The 18,316-nt window shown below is 37.9% G+C and carries 17 protein-coding genes and 2 tRNA genes; 12 read left to right on the top strand and 7 right to left on the bottom strand.

What is annotated here, in order from left to right:
• Nucleotides 1-9: 9 nt before the first annotated feature.
• From GM552_RS06990 to GM552_RS06970, 5 genes are all read left to right on the top strand, one after another.
• Nucleotides 10-100 (top strand) — tRNA-Ser (locus GM552_RS06990).
• A 445-nt stretch (nt 101-545) separates the two neighbouring features.
• Nucleotides 546-992 (top strand): MucR family transcriptional regulator, encoded by a 447-nt coding sequence (locus tag GM552_RS06985; RefSeq protein WP_155565820.1) that lies wholly within the window; start codon nt 546-548, stop codon nt 990-992.
• 121 nt (nt 993-1,113) lie between these two features.
• The gene (gene sppA / locus GM552_RS06980; protein WP_370533606.1) at nt 1,114-2,046 is read left to right on the top strand and encodes a signal peptide peptidase SppA; all 933 of its coding nucleotides are present in this window, start codon (nt 1,114-1,116) and stop codon (nt 2,044-2,046) included.
• Nucleotides 2,047-2,085: 39 nt separating this feature from the next.
• The gene (locus GM552_RS06975; protein WP_155565819.1) at nt 2,086-2,367 is read left to right on the top strand and encodes an integration host factor subunit beta; all 282 of its coding nucleotides are present in this window, start codon (nt 2,086-2,088) and stop codon (nt 2,365-2,367) included.
• Nucleotides 2,368-2,396: 29 nt separating this feature from the next.
• Nucleotides 2,397-3,833 (top strand): mannose-1-phosphate guanylyltransferase/mannose-6-phosphate isomerase, encoded by a 1,437-nt coding sequence (locus GM552_RS06970; protein WP_155565818.1) that lies wholly within the window; start codon nt 2,397-2,399, stop codon nt 3,831-3,833.
• A gap of 53 nt (nt 3,834-3,886) precedes the next feature.
• On the opposite strand, the gene trxB is transcribed toward GM552_RS06970, so the two are convergent.
• On the bottom strand, nt 3,887-4,849 hold the full coding sequence (trxB, locus tag GM552_RS06965; RefSeq protein WP_155565817.1) for a thioredoxin-disulfide reductase: 963 nt from the start codon (nt 4,847-4,849) through the stop codon (nt 3,887-3,889).
• 126 nt (nt 4,850-4,975) lie between these two features.
• On the opposite strand from trxB, the gene GM552_RS06960 reads away from it, so the two are divergent.
• The 3 genes from GM552_RS06960 to GM552_RS06950 all read left to right on the top strand — a co-directional run bounded on the left by GM552_RS06960 (nt 4,976) and on the right by GM552_RS06950 (nt 7,912).
• Nucleotides 4,976-5,470: an Lrp/AsnC family transcriptional regulator gene (locus GM552_RS06960; RefSeq protein WP_110438445.1), complete on the top strand. Its 495-nt coding sequence runs from the start codon at nt 4,976-4,978 to the stop codon at nt 5,468-5,470.
• Between the two features lie 35 nt (nt 5,471-5,505).
• Nucleotides 5,506-6,249, top strand: a complete 744-nt coding sequence (locus GM552_RS06955) for a polyprenol monophosphomannose synthase (protein ID WP_110438444.1) — start codon at nt 5,506-5,508, stop codon at nt 6,247-6,249.
• Nucleotides 6,250-6,421: 172 nt separating this feature from the next.
• Nucleotides 6,422-7,912, top strand: a complete 1,491-nt coding sequence (locus tag GM552_RS06950; RefSeq protein WP_155565816.1) for a glycosyltransferase family 39 protein — start codon at nt 6,422-6,424, stop codon at nt 7,910-7,912.
• Between the two features lie 12 nt (nt 7,913-7,924).
• On the opposite strand, the gene GM552_RS06945 is transcribed toward GM552_RS06950, so the two are convergent.
• The 3 genes from GM552_RS06945 to GM552_RS06935 all read right to left on the bottom strand — a co-directional run bounded on the left by GM552_RS06945 (nt 7,925) and on the right by GM552_RS06935 (nt 9,061).
• The gene (locus GM552_RS06945) at nt 7,925-8,311 is read right to left on the bottom strand and encodes a response regulator (RefSeq protein WP_155565815.1); all 387 of its coding nucleotides are present in this window, start codon (nt 8,309-8,311) and stop codon (nt 7,925-7,927) included.
• A gap of 169 nt (nt 8,312-8,480) precedes the next feature.
• Nucleotides 8,481-8,557, bottom strand: a tRNA-Arg gene (locus GM552_RS06940).
• Between the two features lie 66 nt (nt 8,558-8,623).
• A complete protein-coding gene (locus GM552_RS06935; RefSeq protein ID WP_155565814.1) occupies nt 8,624-9,061 on the bottom strand; it encodes a hypothetical protein in 438 nt (145 codons plus the stop codon).
• 153 nt (nt 9,062-9,214) lie between these two features.
• Here GM552_RS06935 and guaA point away from each other — a divergent pair, with 153 nt between their 5' ends.
• The 3 genes from guaA (at nt 9,215) to GM552_RS06920 (ending at nt 14,280) form a co-directional block, all read left to right on the top strand.
• The gene (gene guaA, locus GM552_RS06930) at nt 9,215-10,792 is read left to right on the top strand and encodes a glutamine-hydrolyzing GMP synthase (RefSeq protein ID WP_155565813.1); all 1,578 of its coding nucleotides are present in this window, start codon (nt 9,215-9,217) and stop codon (nt 10,790-10,792) included.
• A 483-nt stretch (nt 10,793-11,275) separates the two neighbouring features.
• Nucleotides 11,276-13,195: a ribonucleoside-diphosphate reductase subunit alpha gene (locus tag GM552_RS06925; RefSeq protein WP_155565812.1), complete on the top strand. Its 1,920-nt coding sequence runs from the start codon at nt 11,276-11,278 to the stop codon at nt 13,193-13,195.
• A 245-nt stretch (nt 13,196-13,440) separates the two neighbouring features.
• On the top strand, nt 13,441-14,280 hold the full coding sequence (locus GM552_RS06920) for an aldo/keto reductase (RefSeq protein ID WP_155565811.1): 840 nt from the start codon (nt 13,441-13,443) through the stop codon (nt 14,278-14,280).
• A gap of 61 nt (nt 14,281-14,341) precedes the next feature.
• Here the strand turns inward: GM552_RS06920 and GM552_RS06915 are convergent, their stop codons facing one another.
• Complete coding sequence (locus GM552_RS06915; protein ID WP_110438623.1) at nt 14,342-15,304, bottom strand: ribonucleotide-diphosphate reductase subunit beta; 963 nt, start codon at nt 15,302-15,304, stop codon at nt 14,342-14,344.
• 184 nt (nt 15,305-15,488) lie between these two features.
• Nucleotides 15,489-16,289 (bottom strand): tRNA1(Val) (adenine(37)-N6)-methyltransferase, encoded by an 801-nt coding sequence (locus GM552_RS06910; protein ID WP_155565810.1) that lies wholly within the window; start codon nt 16,287-16,289, stop codon nt 15,489-15,491.
• 157 nt (nt 16,290-16,446) lie between these two features.
• Between GM552_RS06910 and GM552_RS06905 the strand changes: the two genes are divergently transcribed.
• Complete coding sequence (locus GM552_RS06905; RefSeq protein ID WP_230882773.1) at nt 16,447-17,487, top strand: polyprenyl synthetase family protein; 1,041 nt, start codon at nt 16,447-16,449, stop codon at nt 17,485-17,487.
• A gap of 7 nt (nt 17,488-17,494) precedes the next feature.
• On the opposite strand, the gene murI is transcribed toward GM552_RS06905, so the two are convergent.
• Entirely contained in the window at nt 17,495-18,316 is an 822-nt protein-coding gene (gene murI, locus GM552_RS06900; RefSeq protein WP_155565809.1) for a glutamate racemase, read from the bottom strand.

The raw sequence follows: 18,316 nt of genomic DNA, 5'->3' as shown, positions 1-18,316 counted from the left end.
TCTGTTTGTGGAGAGATGCCAGAGCGGTCGAATGGGGCGGTCTCGAAAACCGTTGTGCAATTCTGTTGTACCGTGGGTTCGAATCCCACTTTCTCCGCCATGTTTGAATAAATAAATGAATATCAAAAATGATATTTTCCTGCTATCGTGGTTAAATATTTATAATTCGTAATATTATAGATTTTATTATTATGGTTGAACCCCATTATTGATCCCTATATAGGGACCGGTAGAATTGTGAGGTGTATTATTTTTACAATTTGTTGTGCATAACAATATTGTTATCAAAGATAAAATTAAAATTCTTTTAATTCCGAAGTTACTCATTGTTTTTGCAAATAGTGTTATTCAATATATTGTACAGCAATATCATAATTATTGATCATAAGTAAGTTACTATTAACATTTGTGCATATTTTATTAATTATCTTCTTTAATTTTCAAAAAATAATGCTAAGTATTATTCGATATTAAATTATTTTAACATGAAGTATTTGATATACTTTATTTATTTTAGAATTTAAAAAATTATTTGGTGAATAAAAATGGAATTAGAAGACAAGAAAATATCATTATTACAATTGACGTCCAAGATTGTGTCATCACATATATCCAATAATTCAGTGGAGGCCGAACAATTGCCTGAACTTATTCGTCAGGTATATCAAACGCTTTCCTCAATTGAAAAAAATGGTCATGAGGCAGAAAAATTACAGCCTGTTGTTCCTGTAAAACGGTCTGTATTTCCGGATTACATCATTTGTCTCGAAGATGGTAAAAAATTGAAAATGTTGAAACGGCATATTCAGAGTGCCTATGGTTTAACTCCTGAACAATACCGTGAACGTTGGAATTTGCCTCCTGATTATCCAATGGTTGCCCCCAACTATGCTGAACGTCGTTCCAGTCTGGCTCGAGAAATCGGTCTTGGTCGTAAAAATACCATCAGTGATATTCGCAGTGTAAGGAGAGGGAGAAGAGAGGCCTCTTAAGACAAAATAGAACCCTATTAAGTAATCTTTATATAATGTTTTGACTGTTTGCTTCGTGATCGTTATAAATTTTAGATTGATAGATTTGATGCTTTTATTAAAAAGTGGAGAATGAATTTACGTGGATAGTGATTTATTAATGGAACGGCAAAAGATGAAACGCAAATTGGTTTTATGGCGTTTATTTGCTGTCTGTCTGTTTGTTTTATCGATAATGGCAGGTTCTGCCAAATTAATAACGAAGAGGCTTGGTAATCATGACGCGCATTTGGTGAAATTGAAAATTGAGGGTGTTATTGGAAATGATGTTTCCAAACAGGTAACCCTGATCAATACTGCTTTAAAGGATAAATCTGTCAAGGGAATGATCCTTTATGTAAACAGTCCTGGTGGGGCGGTTACCGGTGGGGAACAGTTACATGATGCGCTGGTAAAATTCTCAAAAACCAAACCTGTTGTTGTTTCAATGGGAGGTGTGGCAGCTTCAGCAGGCTATATGATTTCAGTACCTGCAAAACGTATTTTTGCATTTAATTCTACCTTAACCGGATCAATTGGCGTCATTATGGAATCTCCTGATTTTTCTGGGTTGTTAGACAAGGTCGGTATTTCATTTGATCAGCTTGTTTCAGGTCCTTTAAAGGGTCAGCCGTCAATGGTCAAACCCTTGTCTCCAGCTGGTCAAAAAATGCTGCAGGGATTGATTGGCAATTTTTATGATCAGTTTACGAATATGGTTGCTGAAGGGCGACATATGGATATCGCCCGTGTCAAGGAATTGGGGGATGGGAGACCTTATAGTGGTCAGCAAGCCGTTAGATTGGGATTGGTCGATCAGATCGGTAATGAAGAGGATGCGAAACAATGGATGATCAAAACATATCATCTTCCAACAGACATTGAAGTTGTTACATTAAAAAAAGATAAAAGTGAAAACTGGTTTGGGCTTGGCGGCAAATCAATCATGAATTTTTCGTTAAAAACAATTGCCAATCAAATTTTTTATAAGGAAAATGAAAATTTTGGTGGTATTTTAGCGATTTGGCACCCATAAAAGAATCATTATAAGCTATAATAACATTTGAGTGAGTTAATGACTAAATCTGAACTAATATTAGAAATTGCATCCGAACATCCTAATTTAATGTTGAAATATATTGAGGAAATTGTTTCAATAGTTTTTGATGAAATAGAGACAACGCTGGCGAGGGGTGATCGGGTTGAGCTTCGTGGTTTTGGTGCCTTTTTTGTAAAAAATCGTAAAGCCCGTACGGGAAGAAATCCTCGGACAGGGGAAACTGTAACTGTGGAGGAAAAATATGTTCCCTTTTTTAAAACGGGGAAGGAATTAAGGGAAAGGATAAATCAGCAATAAATTTTAAAACATTATAAAGGGAAACAGCAATGCAGGATACATCCATAATGAAAATTGTTCCTGTTATTTTGTCAGGTGGCACGGGTAGTCGGTTATGGCCCCTGTCTCGTGCCAGTTTCCCTAAACAGTTATGGCCCCTTATTACTGAAAAATCCATGTTTCAAGACACGGTTTTACGCGGTAAAGGGGATATTTTTTTAGAGCCAATCGTTATTTGCAATCAGGATCATCGTTTCTTGATTGCAGAGCAATTGAGAGAAATTGGCGTTGAAAATGCCCGTATTGTTTTGGAACCAGTTGGACGAAATTCAGCACCAGCTATAGCAACTGCAAGTTTGTTGGCGAATGAACTGGATGCTCAGACAATTTTATGGGTAATGGCGGCAGATGCATATATTCAAGATGTTCCAAAACTGGTGAAATTGGTAGAAGAGGCAGTTGCTTTTGCACAAAACGGGAAAATTGTAACTTTCGGCATTCAACCTACACGTTTAGAAACAGGATATGGATATATTGAGAAAGGTTCAGTTATTGATAAGATCAAGAATATTTATGCCGTAAAGGCTTTTACTGAAAAACCTGATATTCGACAGGCTCAGCTAATGGTTGAGTCGGGAGGATATTTATGGAATTCGGGCATGTTCATGTTTTCTGCACAAACGATGTTGCAGGAAATGAAACGTTATACCCCAACATTATTATCCTTGGTTAAAAAGGCTGTTGACAATAGACAGTCAGATTTATATTTCGAGCGTATATTATATGATGATTTCATAAAGGTTCCTGATCTTTCAATTGATTATGCCATTGCCGAAAAAACAAAAGCCATGGTCGTAGTATCTGCCGATCTTGTCTGGTCAGACATCGGAAGCTGGAATGGATTATGGAATGTAAGCCAGAAGGATCGGTCAGGGAATGTGGTTATAGGAAATGTATTCTTAGAAAATACGCATAATAGCTATATTCGTTCTGAAGAAATGGTAGCGGCTGTTAATGATATAGATAATGTTGTTGTGATTGTGACAAAAGATGCCGTTTTGGTTTCTGATCGAAATAAATCGCAAAATGTTAAGAAAATTGTTCAAAAATTGAATGCTGTAAAACAACAGGAAGCTGTTCGGCATAACCAATGTTATCGACCCTGGGGGCATTATGAAACGTTGGCACATGGAGAACGGTTTCTTGTCAAACAGCTTATTGTAAAAACTGGAGCGCAGCTTTCTCTGCAAAAACATCATCATCGTTCAGAACATTGGGTTATTGTTTCCGGTATTGCTGAGGTAACCCGTGGAGATGAAGTTATATTTCTGCATGAAAACGAAAGTGTTTACATTCCTCTGGGAATGGTGCACCGATTGAAAAATGCGGGTGACATACCTCTAATTGTCATTGAAGTACAATCTGGTTCTTATCTTGATGAAAGTGATATTGTAAGACTGGATGATCAGTATCATCGTATTGTATGAATACGATACGACTATTCAGAAAATCCAGATATTTGACCTCTATTTTTCGATATTTATCCTTCTGAGGCGGAAAGGAAACGTTCGGCTTCAAGTGCAGCCATGCATCCTGAACCCGCTGCGGTGATCGCTTGACGGTAGATTTTGTCTTGAACATCTCCAGCGGCAAATATGCCAGGAACAGATGTTTTTGTCGTTCCCGGTGTTGTTTGTATATAGCCTTCCTCATCAAGATCAATTTGATTTTTGAAAAGTTCTGTATTTGGTGTGTGACCGATTGCTATAAAAACACCATCAACAGGTAATTGGCTTATTTCTTTTGTAAGTGTATTTTTTAATGTAAGTCCTGTAACAGAAGGAGGATTACTTTCCGCCAAAATATCCTCTACAACGCTATTCCAGATAATCGTAACTTTTGGATTTTTCATGAGGCGTGTTTGTTGGATTTTTTCCGCCCGTAAACTGTTGCGACGATGAATGAGGAAAACATGAGCTGCATGATGGGTTAAATAAAGAGCTTCTTCAACAGCGGTATTTCCTCCACCAATTACCGCAACCTGTTTACCACGATAAAAAAATCCATCACAGGTTGCACAGGCGGAAACACCAAATCCCTGCAGTTTTTCTTCAGCCTCGAGACCTAGCCAACGGGCTTGGGCACCTGTAGCAATGATGACGGTTTTTGCTTTGTAGGTATTTCCCATATCGGTTTGCAATATGAAATAATTATTTTCTTTTTGTTTCTGTTGAAGGGAGCACCTTGTTACGCTGTCATTGATAATCTTGGCGCCAACATTTATGGCTTGTTGAGCCATCTGTTCCATCAACCTGGGGCCTTGTATGGGATCAGCAAAACCAGGGAAATTCTCGATTTCATTAGTAATGGTCAACTGACCACCGGGCTGTAATCCAGTTAGGAGAGTTGGGCTTAGATTTGCTCTGGCTCCATAGATTGCCGCTGTGTATCCTGCCGGGCCTGCCCCAATAATTAATAAATCCGTAAGAAATGTCTCACCCATATTATTCGTCCTATTATTACAAAGATTTTTTATATATAAGTCATCTATAGTATAATAAGAAACTATTGTTTAAAGAATAAATTGTTAAATTATACAAAGTGAAAGTTTTGGTAGGATAATCGATTTATGAATCAGGCAGCGGATCTTGATAAAATTGACTGGCTCATTTTAGATGAGCTTCAAAAAGATGGGCGAATAACAAATATTGAATTGGCACAAAGAGTTGGCATTTCTGCTCCCCCCTGCTTAAGGCGGGTAAGACGTCTGGAAACGATGGGGGTTATTCAAAGTTATCATGCGGATATAGATATGAAATCTGTAGGATGGTGCCTATCAGTATTTGTGCTGGTTGGTCTTGATAGCCAGAAAGAGGCCATATTAAAAGAATTTGAAAAGGAAATGGCGGATATTCCCGAGGTAAGGGAATGTCATATGGTCCGTGGTGGCGTTGATTTCTTAATTCGTTTTATTGCGCGAAATACCGAAGATGAAAATAGAATAACGCATGAATTGATAACGCATCCTCACATTGCTAGGGTTCAGACATTACAAGTTATTCATACCAGCTTTAATCGACATGGCGTTCCATTGGAATACGATCATCCAGATATATCCAAATAAATGCTTGATGATCAAATGTAAACTTTTATTGAAAAATGAAATATTTATCCGCTTCAGAAAAAGCGATAGGCGCGGAAGTTAGTATTATTGTTCCGTGTTATAATGAAAAAAATAATGTCCTTCCTCTTTTTAGAGCTTTAGAAACGGCTTTGGTAGGGTGGCGATGGGAGGCTATTTATGTCGATGATAATTCTCCGGATGGTACAATTGAAGAGATTAGAAAACTTGCCAGACAAGATATAAGGGCACGTGGAATACTTAGAGTTAACAAAAGAGGCTTGTCGTCTGCAGTGATTGATGGTGTCTTATCCTCTTCTGCTGATTATATAGCGGTAATTGATGGAGATATGCAGCATGATGAGACACGACTGCCAGATATGCTTGAGGCTGTAATTCATAGAAATTTTGATTTTGCAGTTGGCAGCCGTCATGTATCGGGTGGCAGTAATCAGGGATTGGCAAATTACTGGAGGAGATTTTTATCGGATCGTGGCATTGCATTATCACAAAAAATTTTACCTGTTCCATTAAAGGATCCAATGAGCGGTTTTTTTGTATTGAAAAGAAAGCTGTTTTTAAATCTTATGCCGACATTAACAGGAACCGGTTTTAAAATATTACTTGATTTGATATTATCCTGTCCTTCTACAATACGTGTTATCGAAATTCCCTTTCAGTTTCGAAAACGTTTTTCAGGACAAAGTAAACTTGGTTTAAAAATAATGATGCAATTTATTGTAATGCTGCTTCAAAAAAAATTAAAAAGATATCCTAGATAATTCAAATTTAATGATGACAATCTGATAAATCCATTTTGCTGCTTTGAGGAATTTATCAAAAAAACTGACGAAAATTAAAATATTTATATACTGGGCCATCCAATCATTCTTGATAACGAATTATAATTTAAAATATGTAAAACAGATGATTTCATGAATTTTGGTTATTGATATGTGTTCTGTAAAAGCTGATTTTGAATGGGTAAAAAAGTTAACGGTAAAACCTTGTTTATTATGGTTTTGGTTTGGTTTATCTATCGTGACACTCATTCGTTTATGGGTTGCTGCCGCCAGCCCGCTTTCGCCAGATGAAGCATATTATTGGTTATGGTCAAATCATTTAGATTACAGTTTTTATGATCATCCACCAATGGTGGCGTTGTGGATAAAATTGGGATGCTGGATTGGTAATAAAACCGCTCTGGGTGTCCGTTTTCTTGCCCCTTTTGCCGGTTTGATAGGAAGTGTTTTTATATATTTTAGTGTTATGGATTTTTGTCATACCAGTCATGATAAAGAAAAAAATGCGATTACTGCGGTTTTGATATTAAATACAACCCTCGCTATTAGCGTCGGTAGTGTAACAATAACTCCCGATACTCCATTAATTTTCTTTATTTGTATTTTTATATGGGGATGTGGACGTTTACTTGCCACTCAAAAATTGGGATGGTGGCTGGTTATTGGTATAGCTGCAGGATGCGCATTGCTCAGCAAGTATACTGCGTTGTTAATGATTGCGGGATTAGGAGTTTGGTGCATTCTGACAGTTTTGGGTCGATCTTCTTTAAAATCCTGGAAATTATGGGGAGGGCTGTTTTTAACGATACTTATTTTCCTACCCGTGATTATTTGGAATTCAAGACATCAATGGATCAGTTTTTTAAAACAGGGTGGAAGAACAGCGGATTGGCATCCCAGTCGTGCGGTTCAGTTTTTGTCTGAATTAATGATCGGCCAGATCGGATTGGCCACTCCCATCTTTTTTGTTTGTTTTTGTTGGGCCATGATTAAACTGACAAAAATTGTTTGGCAGAGTAAAGCGGAGAATGATTTTTTATTGTGGTTATGGGTTATTATTCCAGTTTGTGTATTTGTTCAGCATGCCTTTGGGGATCGTGTACAGGCCAACTGGGTGGGAATATTATATCCAGTCCTGTCTGTCATAACGGCAATTTATTTTCATCGTTTTATCAAGTCAGCCTGTATCCTCGGGAATATAATGGTTGGTTTGATTTACATTCAATCGGTTTTTGCATATTTTCCAATTCCGGCCAAATATGATCTCATGTTAAAACGATTGGGGGGGTGGGCTGAATTAGCTAAAGTGGTTTCATGTCAAATTCCTGATTCAGTTCCAATCATTGTTGATGAATATGGCATAGCTGCAGAATTGGCATTTTATGAGGTGCATCATCCAATTATTCTGGTTGATAGACGCTGGAAATATTTTGCTTTAGCTGATTACCATGGGAAAAATGGCTATTTAATTCGTACACAGCGTCGCAAAGATATGCCACCTTCTGTTTATTTTTTAAATTCAGAAAAAAAGGGGATTGTCATAAGAAAAATCAAACAGAGAATTGCGGAAACCTATAATATCTATAAAGTAGAGTTAAATTATTCAAATGCTAACCAGCATGAAATCGTTTATCTGCCCTAATGAAAATTTCAATTAGGAAGCGAGTTCTATCAATTCATCTGATAAAGGATTGGAAACGGTTTCTTCCACTTTTTTAATTAAATTCTTTATCCTGAATGGTTTTTCAATACGTGGAAATGGTAAATCATTAATACGCTGGTTGATTTGAAAATTTCCACTCATCAAAAGTACCCTGCATTTTTTTTGCAACATTTTAAGAATCAGCGGATATGGATCTCCGTCAGGTAAATAAACATCGACAATCATGAGGGTAAATGAAATTTCTTTGATTAGTTCAGCAGCTTCAGCAAGAGAATGTGCCAGTTGAATTGTTGGAATTCGATTGGCAAAGCTTAACTTAACAAGATCGCATATCTCAGGCTGATCTTCTATAATAAGAAGAGACGTATTAGAAAGCATTTAGAAATCTATCAAAAAAATTACTTTTTTATTTTTATACCAAAAAAAAACGTATAAATAAAGTATAATTTAATATGTATAAAGGAGTAGTTAAATAATATTAATAAAGCTTATTTTAACTTTTTAATCAGGTTTTCAATCTAGGTATGAAATTGACCTCTAATTTAAGTGGCGCACCCGACAGGAATCGAACCCATAACCCCCAGATTCGTAGTCTGGTGCTCTATCCAGTTGAGCTACGGGTGCGTCTTGCCCTAGGCTTTTAACCGATCTTTTTCCCCTCTGCAAGTGTTTTTTTAACTTTTTGTGATTTTAATGCGCAATAGCGTTTGATAATCCGTAATGATGTGGACGATAAAAGGTAATTGTCGCCCGACAGTCAGGAGTTCCATAGGTTCCAATTATATTTTTATCCTTGGCTTTCCCTTCAAAAATGAGATCGTAGGGTTTATGATCCATATCCGTACGGTGGAGGACAGCGACAAGATGCCTTGGATGTTCCTTTTTATGATAGATACCTGTCAAGACCAATGCCCCATTATCAGGTGAAAACAATATTTTCTTTTTATCGATTCTCAGGGCGGCCATACGATCATGTGGACAAATTCCCTGTTGTGTTTCCATTTTGCCTAACCATATTCCTGTGGGGTGGTCTTCGGCTAAATGACTGCAGGCAGCAGTCAACACTAATATAAAAATAGGGATAATCCGTATTTTGCGATGGACTAATTTCAGGCGATACTTGTTCACGGAATGCTCCAGAGTGAAAAAATATGAAAAGGAATTTATTTCTATATAAAGGAGAAATAGTTTTTTTTTCAGATAAATTGTTTAATTTACATTTTTTTTATCTATTTGTGATATGAAAACGTATTTTACTGAAAGAGGAAGTGATTGATAAAAATGACCCAGGTAAGCGAATTGGAACAATCTTTACATCAAGAAAAGATTCTTATTCTTGATTTTGGCAGTCAGGTAACCCAGTTGATTGCACGCAGAATAAGAGAAAGTGGCGTTTATTGCGAAATATGGCCTTATACGAGTGATGATGAAAAGATTCGTTCATTTGCACCAAAAGGGATTATTTTATCTGGTGGCCCTTCCAGTGTCATTCAAATGGATGCCCCAAGGATTCCGAATGAAGTTTTTACATTAAAGGTTCCCGTATTAGGAATTTGTTATGGTGAACAGGCAATGTGTCATCAATTGGGTGGACAGGTGGAATCCGGTGACCACCGTGAATTTGGCCGTGCGTATATTAAAATTCTTGAGGATAGTGCCTTATGTCAGGGTGTATGGTCAAAGGGGAACCGTGAACAAGTATGGATGAGTCATGGTGATCGAGTTATAAAAATCCCACCCGGATTCAAGGTGGTAGGGGTTAGTGAGGGTGCACCCTATGCCATGATTGCTGATGAGGATCGTCACTATTATGGTGTTCAGTTTCATCCTGAAGTTGTTCATACACCTCGTGGTGCCGCATTATTAAAGAATTTCACGCATAATATTGCCGGGTGTCAGGGTAATTGGACCATGGCCGGTTTTCGTAATTTGGAAATTGAACGTATTCGTCAAAAGGTTGGTGACAAAAAAGTCATCTGCGGTTTATCAGGTGGGGTTGATTCCGCAGTGGCAGCTGTATTGATTCATGAAGCTATTGGAGATCAGCTAACCTGTATTTTTGTCGATCACGGCATGCTGCGTCAAAATGAAGCGGATGAGGTTGTTAAAACATTCAAAGAGAAATTTAATATTCATTTGATTGCTAAAAACGCGTCTGACTTGTTTCTGAAAGAATTGGCTGGAGTAACCGATCCAGAGGTTAAACGTAAAACCATTGGCCGTTTGTTTATCGAGGTATTTGAACAGGAGGCGCAAAAACTGGGTGGGGCTGATTTTCTGGCTCAGGGTACCCTTTATCCGGATGTTATTGAAAGCGTCAGTGTCACGGGAAAATCAGCAACTATTAAGTCTCATCATAATGTGGGTGGATTGCCTGAACGGATGAATATGAAGCTTGTCGAACCTTTACGTGAACTTTTCAAGGATGAAGTCAGGGATTTGGGTCGGGAATTGGGTATTCCAGAAAATATTGTTGGTCGTCATCCATTCCCAGGACCAGGCCTTGCCATACGAATTTTAGGGGACATTACGCGTGAACGGCTTGATTTGTTGCGTCGTGTTGATGCCGTGTATTTGGATGAAATTCGCAAGGCTGGGTTATATGACAAAATTTGGCAAGCGTTTGCTGTTTTGTTGCCTATTCGTACGGTTGGCGTTATGGGGGATGGCCGAACATATGATCAGGCTTGTGCATTGCGGGCAGTTACAAGTGTGGATGGCATGACTGCCGATATTTATTCTTTTGATATGGAATTCCTTACCAGAGTGGCGGGGCGGATTGTTAATGAAGTCAAAGGCATTAATCGTGTAACTTATGATATTACATCAAAACCACCCGGAACCATTGAATGGGAATAAGATTGCAAGATAATCAATATCTTGAGAAAGTGTCACCCCAATTATTTCATAGGTTTGATTGGGGTGATATCTATTGTTTAGATTACGCATTGACAAGTTAAAGACTTGTTTTTTATTTAAGGAATTTATGACAATATAATTGTATAGCCATTCTATTTTTTAAACCCGATAAATATACAGAGGTTTCTGGCTAATATATTTTTTTAAAAAAATTTAAAATTAAATATATTGTTAAACCAATAAAGTCTGACCTATATTATACTATCTTGTTATCATTTCTGATCTTTTTCGATTGTTAAATTAAAGTTTTTGTTTTTATCAAAATCTTGCATGTCAAGCCTAATGTTATGTTGATTTTATATCATCATATAGGTATGTATGTTTTTTAATATACTATATATAGAAATTTATCATTACATTTAAAATTTTATAATGGTATAGTAAGGATGTAAAATCCTTAAAGGTTTGTTGTTTTGCGAGGATATGGTTGTGACCCCAGTTGATCTGCTTGAAAAAAAGCCTGTTGCCAATGCTGGAAAAGGTAAAACAGATAATGGTTCTCTTTTTACAGATGCCTTGGCAGGAAAAATACAGTTGTATGGGCGTTATCAGGTTAAATTAGATCATTCTCGTGATGCTTTATTGACAGATTTTGGTAAAGCGACGCTTGATGACCGTTATCTTATTGAGGGTGAAAGCTACCAAGAGCTGTTTGCAAGGGTGGCTTCCTACTACGGGGATGATGCGGAACATGCCCAGCGTTTATATGACTATATGTCTCAGCATTGGTTTATGCCGGCCACTCCAGTACTGTCAAATGGTGGGACGGCCAGAGGGTTGCCTATTTCCTGTTTTTTGAATGAAGCGGAAGACAGCCTGAAGGGAATTGTTGAACTGTGGAATGAAAATGTCTGGCTTGCCTCTCGTGGCGGGGGAATTGGATCTTATTGGGGAAATTTGCGTTCTATTGGTGAAAATGTTAGTCGGAATGGCAAAACTTCAGGTGTCATTCCATTCATAAGGGTGATGGACAGCCTGACCCTGGCAATTAGTCAGGGATCTTTGAGACGGGGTTCAGCAGCTGTTTATTTGCCTATCTGGCATCCTGAAATTGAGGAATTTATTGAATTACGCAGACCAACGGGTGGAGATCCCAATCGTAAAGCCTTGAATCTACATCATGGTGTTCTAATTTCTGACGCTTTTATGCGTGCAGTTGAAAATAATGAGGAATGGGCGCTTGTCTCCCCAAAAGATCAGTCAGTCATTAGGAAAGTTTCTGCCCGTTCTTTGTGGATCAGGCTGCTGACGACACGAATTGAACAGGGTGAGCCTTATATTGTCTTTTCCGATACGGTGAATAATGCCCGTCCTGAACATCATAAACTGGCTGGACTGGAAGTAAAAACCTCTAATCTTTGTGCTGAAATTACGTTACCTACAGGAATAGATCATAAAGGAAAGGAACGGACGGCTGTTTGTTGCCTTTCCTCTTTAAATCTTGAATATTGGGATCAATGGTCAAGAAACCCACAATTTATCCAGGATGTCATGTTGTTTCTTGATAATGTTTTGCAGGATTTCATTGATCATGCTCCTGACGAAATGGAACGTGCAAGATATGCTGCTGCACGTGAACGTTCCGTTGGTATGGGTGTAATGGGTTTTCATTCTTTTCTTCAAGCTCATAAAATTCCGTTTGAAAGCGTTATGGCAAAAGTATGGAACAAGAAAATGTTTCAGCATATACGTCAGGAAGCAGACAAGGCATCCGTTACCCTGGCGAATTTGCGTGGACCTTGTCCGGATGCTGCCGATTATGGCATTAATGAGCGCTTTTCAAACAAGATTGCGATTGCGCCAACGGCTTCCATTTCGATTATTGCGGGAAATGCAAGTCCCGGTATTGAACCAATTACGGCCAATGTATTTTTGCAGAAAACCTTATCAGGCTCCTTTACCGTAAGAAATAGGCATTTACGTAAGGTATTGCAGGAAAAAGGCCAGGATACTGATGCAGTCTGGTCTTCTATCACTTTAAACAAAGGGAGTGTTCAACATCTTGATTTTCTGACTCAGGATGAAAAGGATATTTACAAAACAGCATTTGAATTGGATCAACGTTGGATCATTGAACATGCTGCTGACCGTTCACCTTTTATCTGTCAGTCTCAATCAGTTAATTTATTTGTTCCAGCCAATGTTCACAAGCGTGATTTACATATGATGCATTATCAGGCATGGAAAAAAGGAATGAAATCCCTGTATTATTGCCGTTCTCTTTCTATCCAGCGTGCAGATACTGTTAGCAATTTGGCAGTTAAAGAGGATATTCTAAATAAAGGTGATCAGATACAGGCTGATACCTCGACAAGTTATGAAGAATGTCTATCTTGTCAATAATATTGGTTTGAAGGCCTTTTTTAGAGGAAAAGGTCTTTTTTGTTAACTGGGCAAAAGTCTGATCTAAACGGATTTTATTCTTTCTATATCCCTAATATTTTAAGATTTAGGAAGATTTTTGGCCGATATAGGTGATATTCATTCATAAACAAGATGATATTGCTTTTTAAACAGACATTTATTTATGATATCAATAGAAATATTGATTTTGTCTTTAATATTTTTGTAAAAAGGACACATATTGAATGTCATCTATTCCTCAAATTAAATTAAATGATGGGACGAATATTCCTGCTGTTGGATTTGGCACTTACAAACTTAACGGTAGGGAAGGGGTAAAATCTATCATCAGTGCCATTTATAATGGTTACCGTTTGTTGGATTCAGCTTTTAATTATGAAAATGAAGGTGCTGTTGGTGAAGCGGTCCGACAATGTGGAATTTCCCGTGATCAGTTGCGAATCACTTCCAAATTACCAGGACGTCGTCATCAATATGATCAGGCATTGTTAACGATTGAGGAATCTTTATATCGTGCACAGCTTGATTATTATGATATATATTTGATTCATTGGCCCAACCCGATAACAGGAAAATATCTTGAAGCCTGGGAAGCTCTGGTCGAGGCGAAAAAAAGAGGGATGATTAAATCCATAGGCGTTTCAAATTTCCTGCCTGAGCATCTTGATCGTATTATTAAGGAAACAGGGGTGACACCAAGTATTAACCAAGTGGAATTGCATCCATATTTCTCCCAGGCAAAACAGCGTGCCTATGATAAAAAATTGGGAATTGTTACAGAGGCCTGGAGTCCACTGGGCCGTGCCAATGATCTGTTGACACACCCGATCCTGAAAGAAATTGCCAAAAATTATCATAAGTCGGTAGGACAACTAATTTTGCGCTGGCATGTCCAGCTTGGTGTTGTTCCCATTCCAAAAGCAACATCAGATCAAAGGCAAAAGGAAAATCTTGACATATTTGATTTTGATATTACGACAGAAGATATGCAAAAAATTGATGCATTATCAAAACCAGATGGTCGTTTAAAAGGACAGGATCCCTCAAAATATGAAGAATTTTAATTCTTAATATTATTCCCTCAGGATTAATATCTATTTGACCCTGAGGAATAACAGGGAATTCCTAAACTGTCATGCTTTCAAAAGCTTCTTCCCAGGTTCCTTCTGTGGCGGCTCGGCTATATTCGGTTGCACGATTTTCAAAGAAATTGGTATGTTCAACAGCATTGAGCATTTCATCCATCCAGGGTAACGGATTTTTATCAATATCGTAAATTGTATCCAGGCCTAACTGTGTTAAGCGACGATTGGCAATGAAACAAATATAATTTTTGACATCCTGTGCGGTTAATCCTTCGACAGAACCCATTTCGAAAGCTAGGTCAATAAAGGCAAATTCATGTTCAACGATAGTTTTACATATATGGATCAGCTCTTGTTGAAATTTTTCCGTCCACAAATGGGGATTTTCTTGGATGAACGTACGGAAAAGCTTGATAATGGATAGGCAATGTAATGTTTCATCTCTTACCGACCACGAAATAATCTGCCCCATTCCTTTTAGTTTATTAAAACGTGGAAAATTCATAAGGATGGCAAAGGATGAGAATAATTGTAATCCTTCAGTGAATGCTCCGAAAACCGCCATTGTTTTGGCAATTTCGAGTGGATTATCAATTGAAAAATTCTGCATGTAGTCGTATTTATCTTTCATTTCCTTATATTTGAGGAAAGCAGAATATTCGACTTCCGGCATACCAATAGTATCAAGAAGATAACTATATGCCGCGATATGAATCGTCTCGATATTGGAGAATGCTGACAGCATCATAAGAACCTCAATAGGTTTGAATACCTGGCTGTAATATTTCATATAGGCATTATTTACCTCGACATCTGATTGCGTAAAGAATCGAAAGATTTGGGTGATCAAATTCCGTTCGGGTTCGGTCAATTTTTTATGCCAGTCCTTGACATCTTCCGCCAATGGAACCTCTTCAGGTAACCAATGTAGTCTCTGTTGGGTCAGCCATACATCATAGGCCCAAGGATAATGAAAGGGTTTGTAAACTGGGTTATACGTCATCAGATTATGTGTTTGTGCTGGTTTTGAATCTTGCTTTTCCACAGTTTTAACTCCTTGGGTGATTTATGATTTAATTATGCTCTTTTATCAATATATAGTCATATAAATAAATTTAATATCGATATATAGTGTTTTATAGAAAATAAACTTCTTGACTTAGATTCATCCCATATAAACGCTTATATCAAGATAACAAGGTTAGTTTTTTTCCCTGGCGCAAGATTCGATTTGTTTCATTGGTAAATTCTCCATTGTCATTATGTAGTATAAGGCCTGGTGCAATCTGACTACCTCCGGTCGATCCCATTCGTCCTTGTAAAAGTATAATTCGGGGTGGCCGGTTTAGTTTTGGCCATAAAGGAAATAGAATAACCGATCCCAGTTTATATTGATACATAAGGGCACTTGCTTCACTATACAGGCTGGCTGAAAGGGCCAGAGTTAATGTTCCTCCTTGTCGTAATGGACGGCTTAAAGCATAAATCCATTCAGCAAGCAAGCCTCGGGGAAGTTTTTTTGCCAGATTTTTTTCTGGGTCTGGTGAAGGACAGCTATTATGTTGATGCCAGGGAGGGTTGGCGAAGACATGATCAACAAGTTCCTGACCATTAGGTAAAAATGTAAAAGGACGTTTTGGAAGTTTCGGTAATGTGACCTGCATTGCCTTTAGATTGGACATCGCATTAAGTTGAAAATTTTCATTTGCCAGTTCAACCATCTCTGGATGTTGCTCAAAACCTATTCCAGTAATCAAGGGAATACGATAGGCAAGACACATCAATCCTGCACCGGCTCCACATCCACCCTCAATAATTATCTGTTTTTTTTTGGCTGGAATACTGGCTGCCATCAATATGGGCTCGAGGGCTGTCCTGTATCCTTTTTGGAATTGTTTATAAAATATCTTTCCTTCTAATAACGTTCCATTGGATGTATTTTTTGATTTATGGTGTATATAAGGTGACGTAAAAGAAAGCGACTGCATAAATCATTAACCAAATAAATATGTTAGACAAATAAAATGTATTCTAGCGTAACCGATAATGAAATGTTAATGATAATGATCAATTCTGTTTTTATTTTTACAACTTGAATAAATTTTTATAAGTTTTATATAGGGTCGGTTGGATCAACATATGCCAATGAGACAGAAGGTAGAAAGTAAAATGCCTGTTCTGATGGGGAAAGAAGAACCTTTACAAGCATTAGTGGATTATTTAGCTGTTGACATGCAAGCTTGTAATCATGTCATTATGGATCGGATGCAAAGCTCCGTACCGTTAGTTTCACAATTGGCAGCACATCTAATTGTGGCAGGAGGAAAGCGTTTAAGACCTTTACTAACCTTGGCCTCAGCACGATTATGTGGATACGAAAAAGATTCTGCAGATCACATTACACGTCATGTCCGGTTGGCTGCCTGTATTGAATTCCTTCATACCGCGACCCTGTTGCATGATGATGTGGTTGATGAAAGTATGTTGCGACGGGGGACGGAAAGTGCAAATGCTGTTTTTGGCAATTCAGCGTCTGTACTGGTGGGAGATTTTCTTTTTTCCCGTGCATTTCAGATCATGACAGAAGATGGTTCCTTAGAAGTTATGCGAATCATTTCAAAGGCTTCGGCAACCATTGCTGAAGGTGAAATTTTGCAAATGACCGTACAGAATGATTTGTCAACTTCAATATCACGCTATTTTGAAGTTATTCATGGAAAGACTGCGGCATTATTTGCGGCTTCTTGTCGAGTTGGGGCTATTGTAGCCAATCAATCAAGACAGCATGAATTGGCGTTGGAATCTTTTGGTACAAATTTGGGAATGGCTTTTCAGCTGGTTGATGATGCATTGGATTATTCAGCGAAACAGGAAGAATTGGGTAAAACGATTGGCGATGATTTCCGTGAGGGTAAAATAACCTATCCAATTTTGATTGCCTATGAAAAGTCCACTCCAGTGGAAAAGGAATTTTGGCAACGGGTAATACAGGATGGCAAGCAGGAAAAAGGCGATTTAAAACAGGCGCTAGTCCTTATTCGAAAGTACAATGTAATTGAAGAAACCCTTAAAGAAGCTATGGTTTTTGCAAATAAAGCCAGTTCAGCGCTCGATGTTTTTCCAGAGAGTGAATTACATACTATCTTAAAAAATATTGCTAATTACACCGTGCATAGACATTTTTAAAATTGGTTTATTGCAACATAAATGTTTTGATTTGTGTAAATTTCATCAGGGCAAGCCGACTTAAAAGAGGTTTGTCCTTAGTTAATGGTGCAGTAGAATAAAAACAGTTATTTACGTTATTATCAGTATGTGAAAATTTCTCTTGCCGTAAAATGTCAATAGTGTGCTTGGCTACAGCAGCTGCAGGATCCAGCCATTGAATGGATGGGGATGTGTTCTGACGTAAAAGATCAAGAATAAAGCTGTAATGGGTACATCCTATACATATTGCATCCATTTGATCAGAATATGGATGATTAAACATATTATCAAGTTCTTGCTGGATTAGATGTATATCGCAAGACTTTGTCCGGAAATAATTCTCTGCCAGTTTTGCAAGTACAGGAGAACCATAAGCGATAAGTTTGCAATCCGAGGCAAATTGTTCTTTTAAATGACATAAATAGGGTCGTGCAATGGTCGCACGTGTTGCCAATAATCCAATTATTTTGCTTTGACTCACACGGGCGGCCCATCGAACAGGTGGAACACAGCCAACAAATGGAATGAAAGGATATATTTTCCTCAGCCTGTCGAGTGCAATAGTACTGGCGGTATTACAGGCAATGACAACAAGGTTTGGTTTAATTGACTGAATCGCCTGTCCGATAAGATTGATAATTCGTTCAACCAGAAAATTATCTTCTTGCTCACCATAAGGGAAAACAAGATTGTCGGCAAGATAGTCAATTGAAACCTGTAAATCAGTTGTTTTCAATTGTGTTTGGAGGTTTTGAACGATGCCTAAACCTCCAATACCAGAATCGAATGCTAAAACACGATAAGGCAT

This window comes from Commensalibacter sp. ESL0382, from assembly GCF_009725775.1.
Taxonomy (GTDB): Bacteria; Pseudomonadota; Alphaproteobacteria; order Acetobacterales; family Acetobacteraceae; genus Commensalibacter; species Commensalibacter melissae.
Note: the sequence above shows the minus strand (reverse complement) of the source record. Positions and strands in the feature narration are given on the sequence as shown.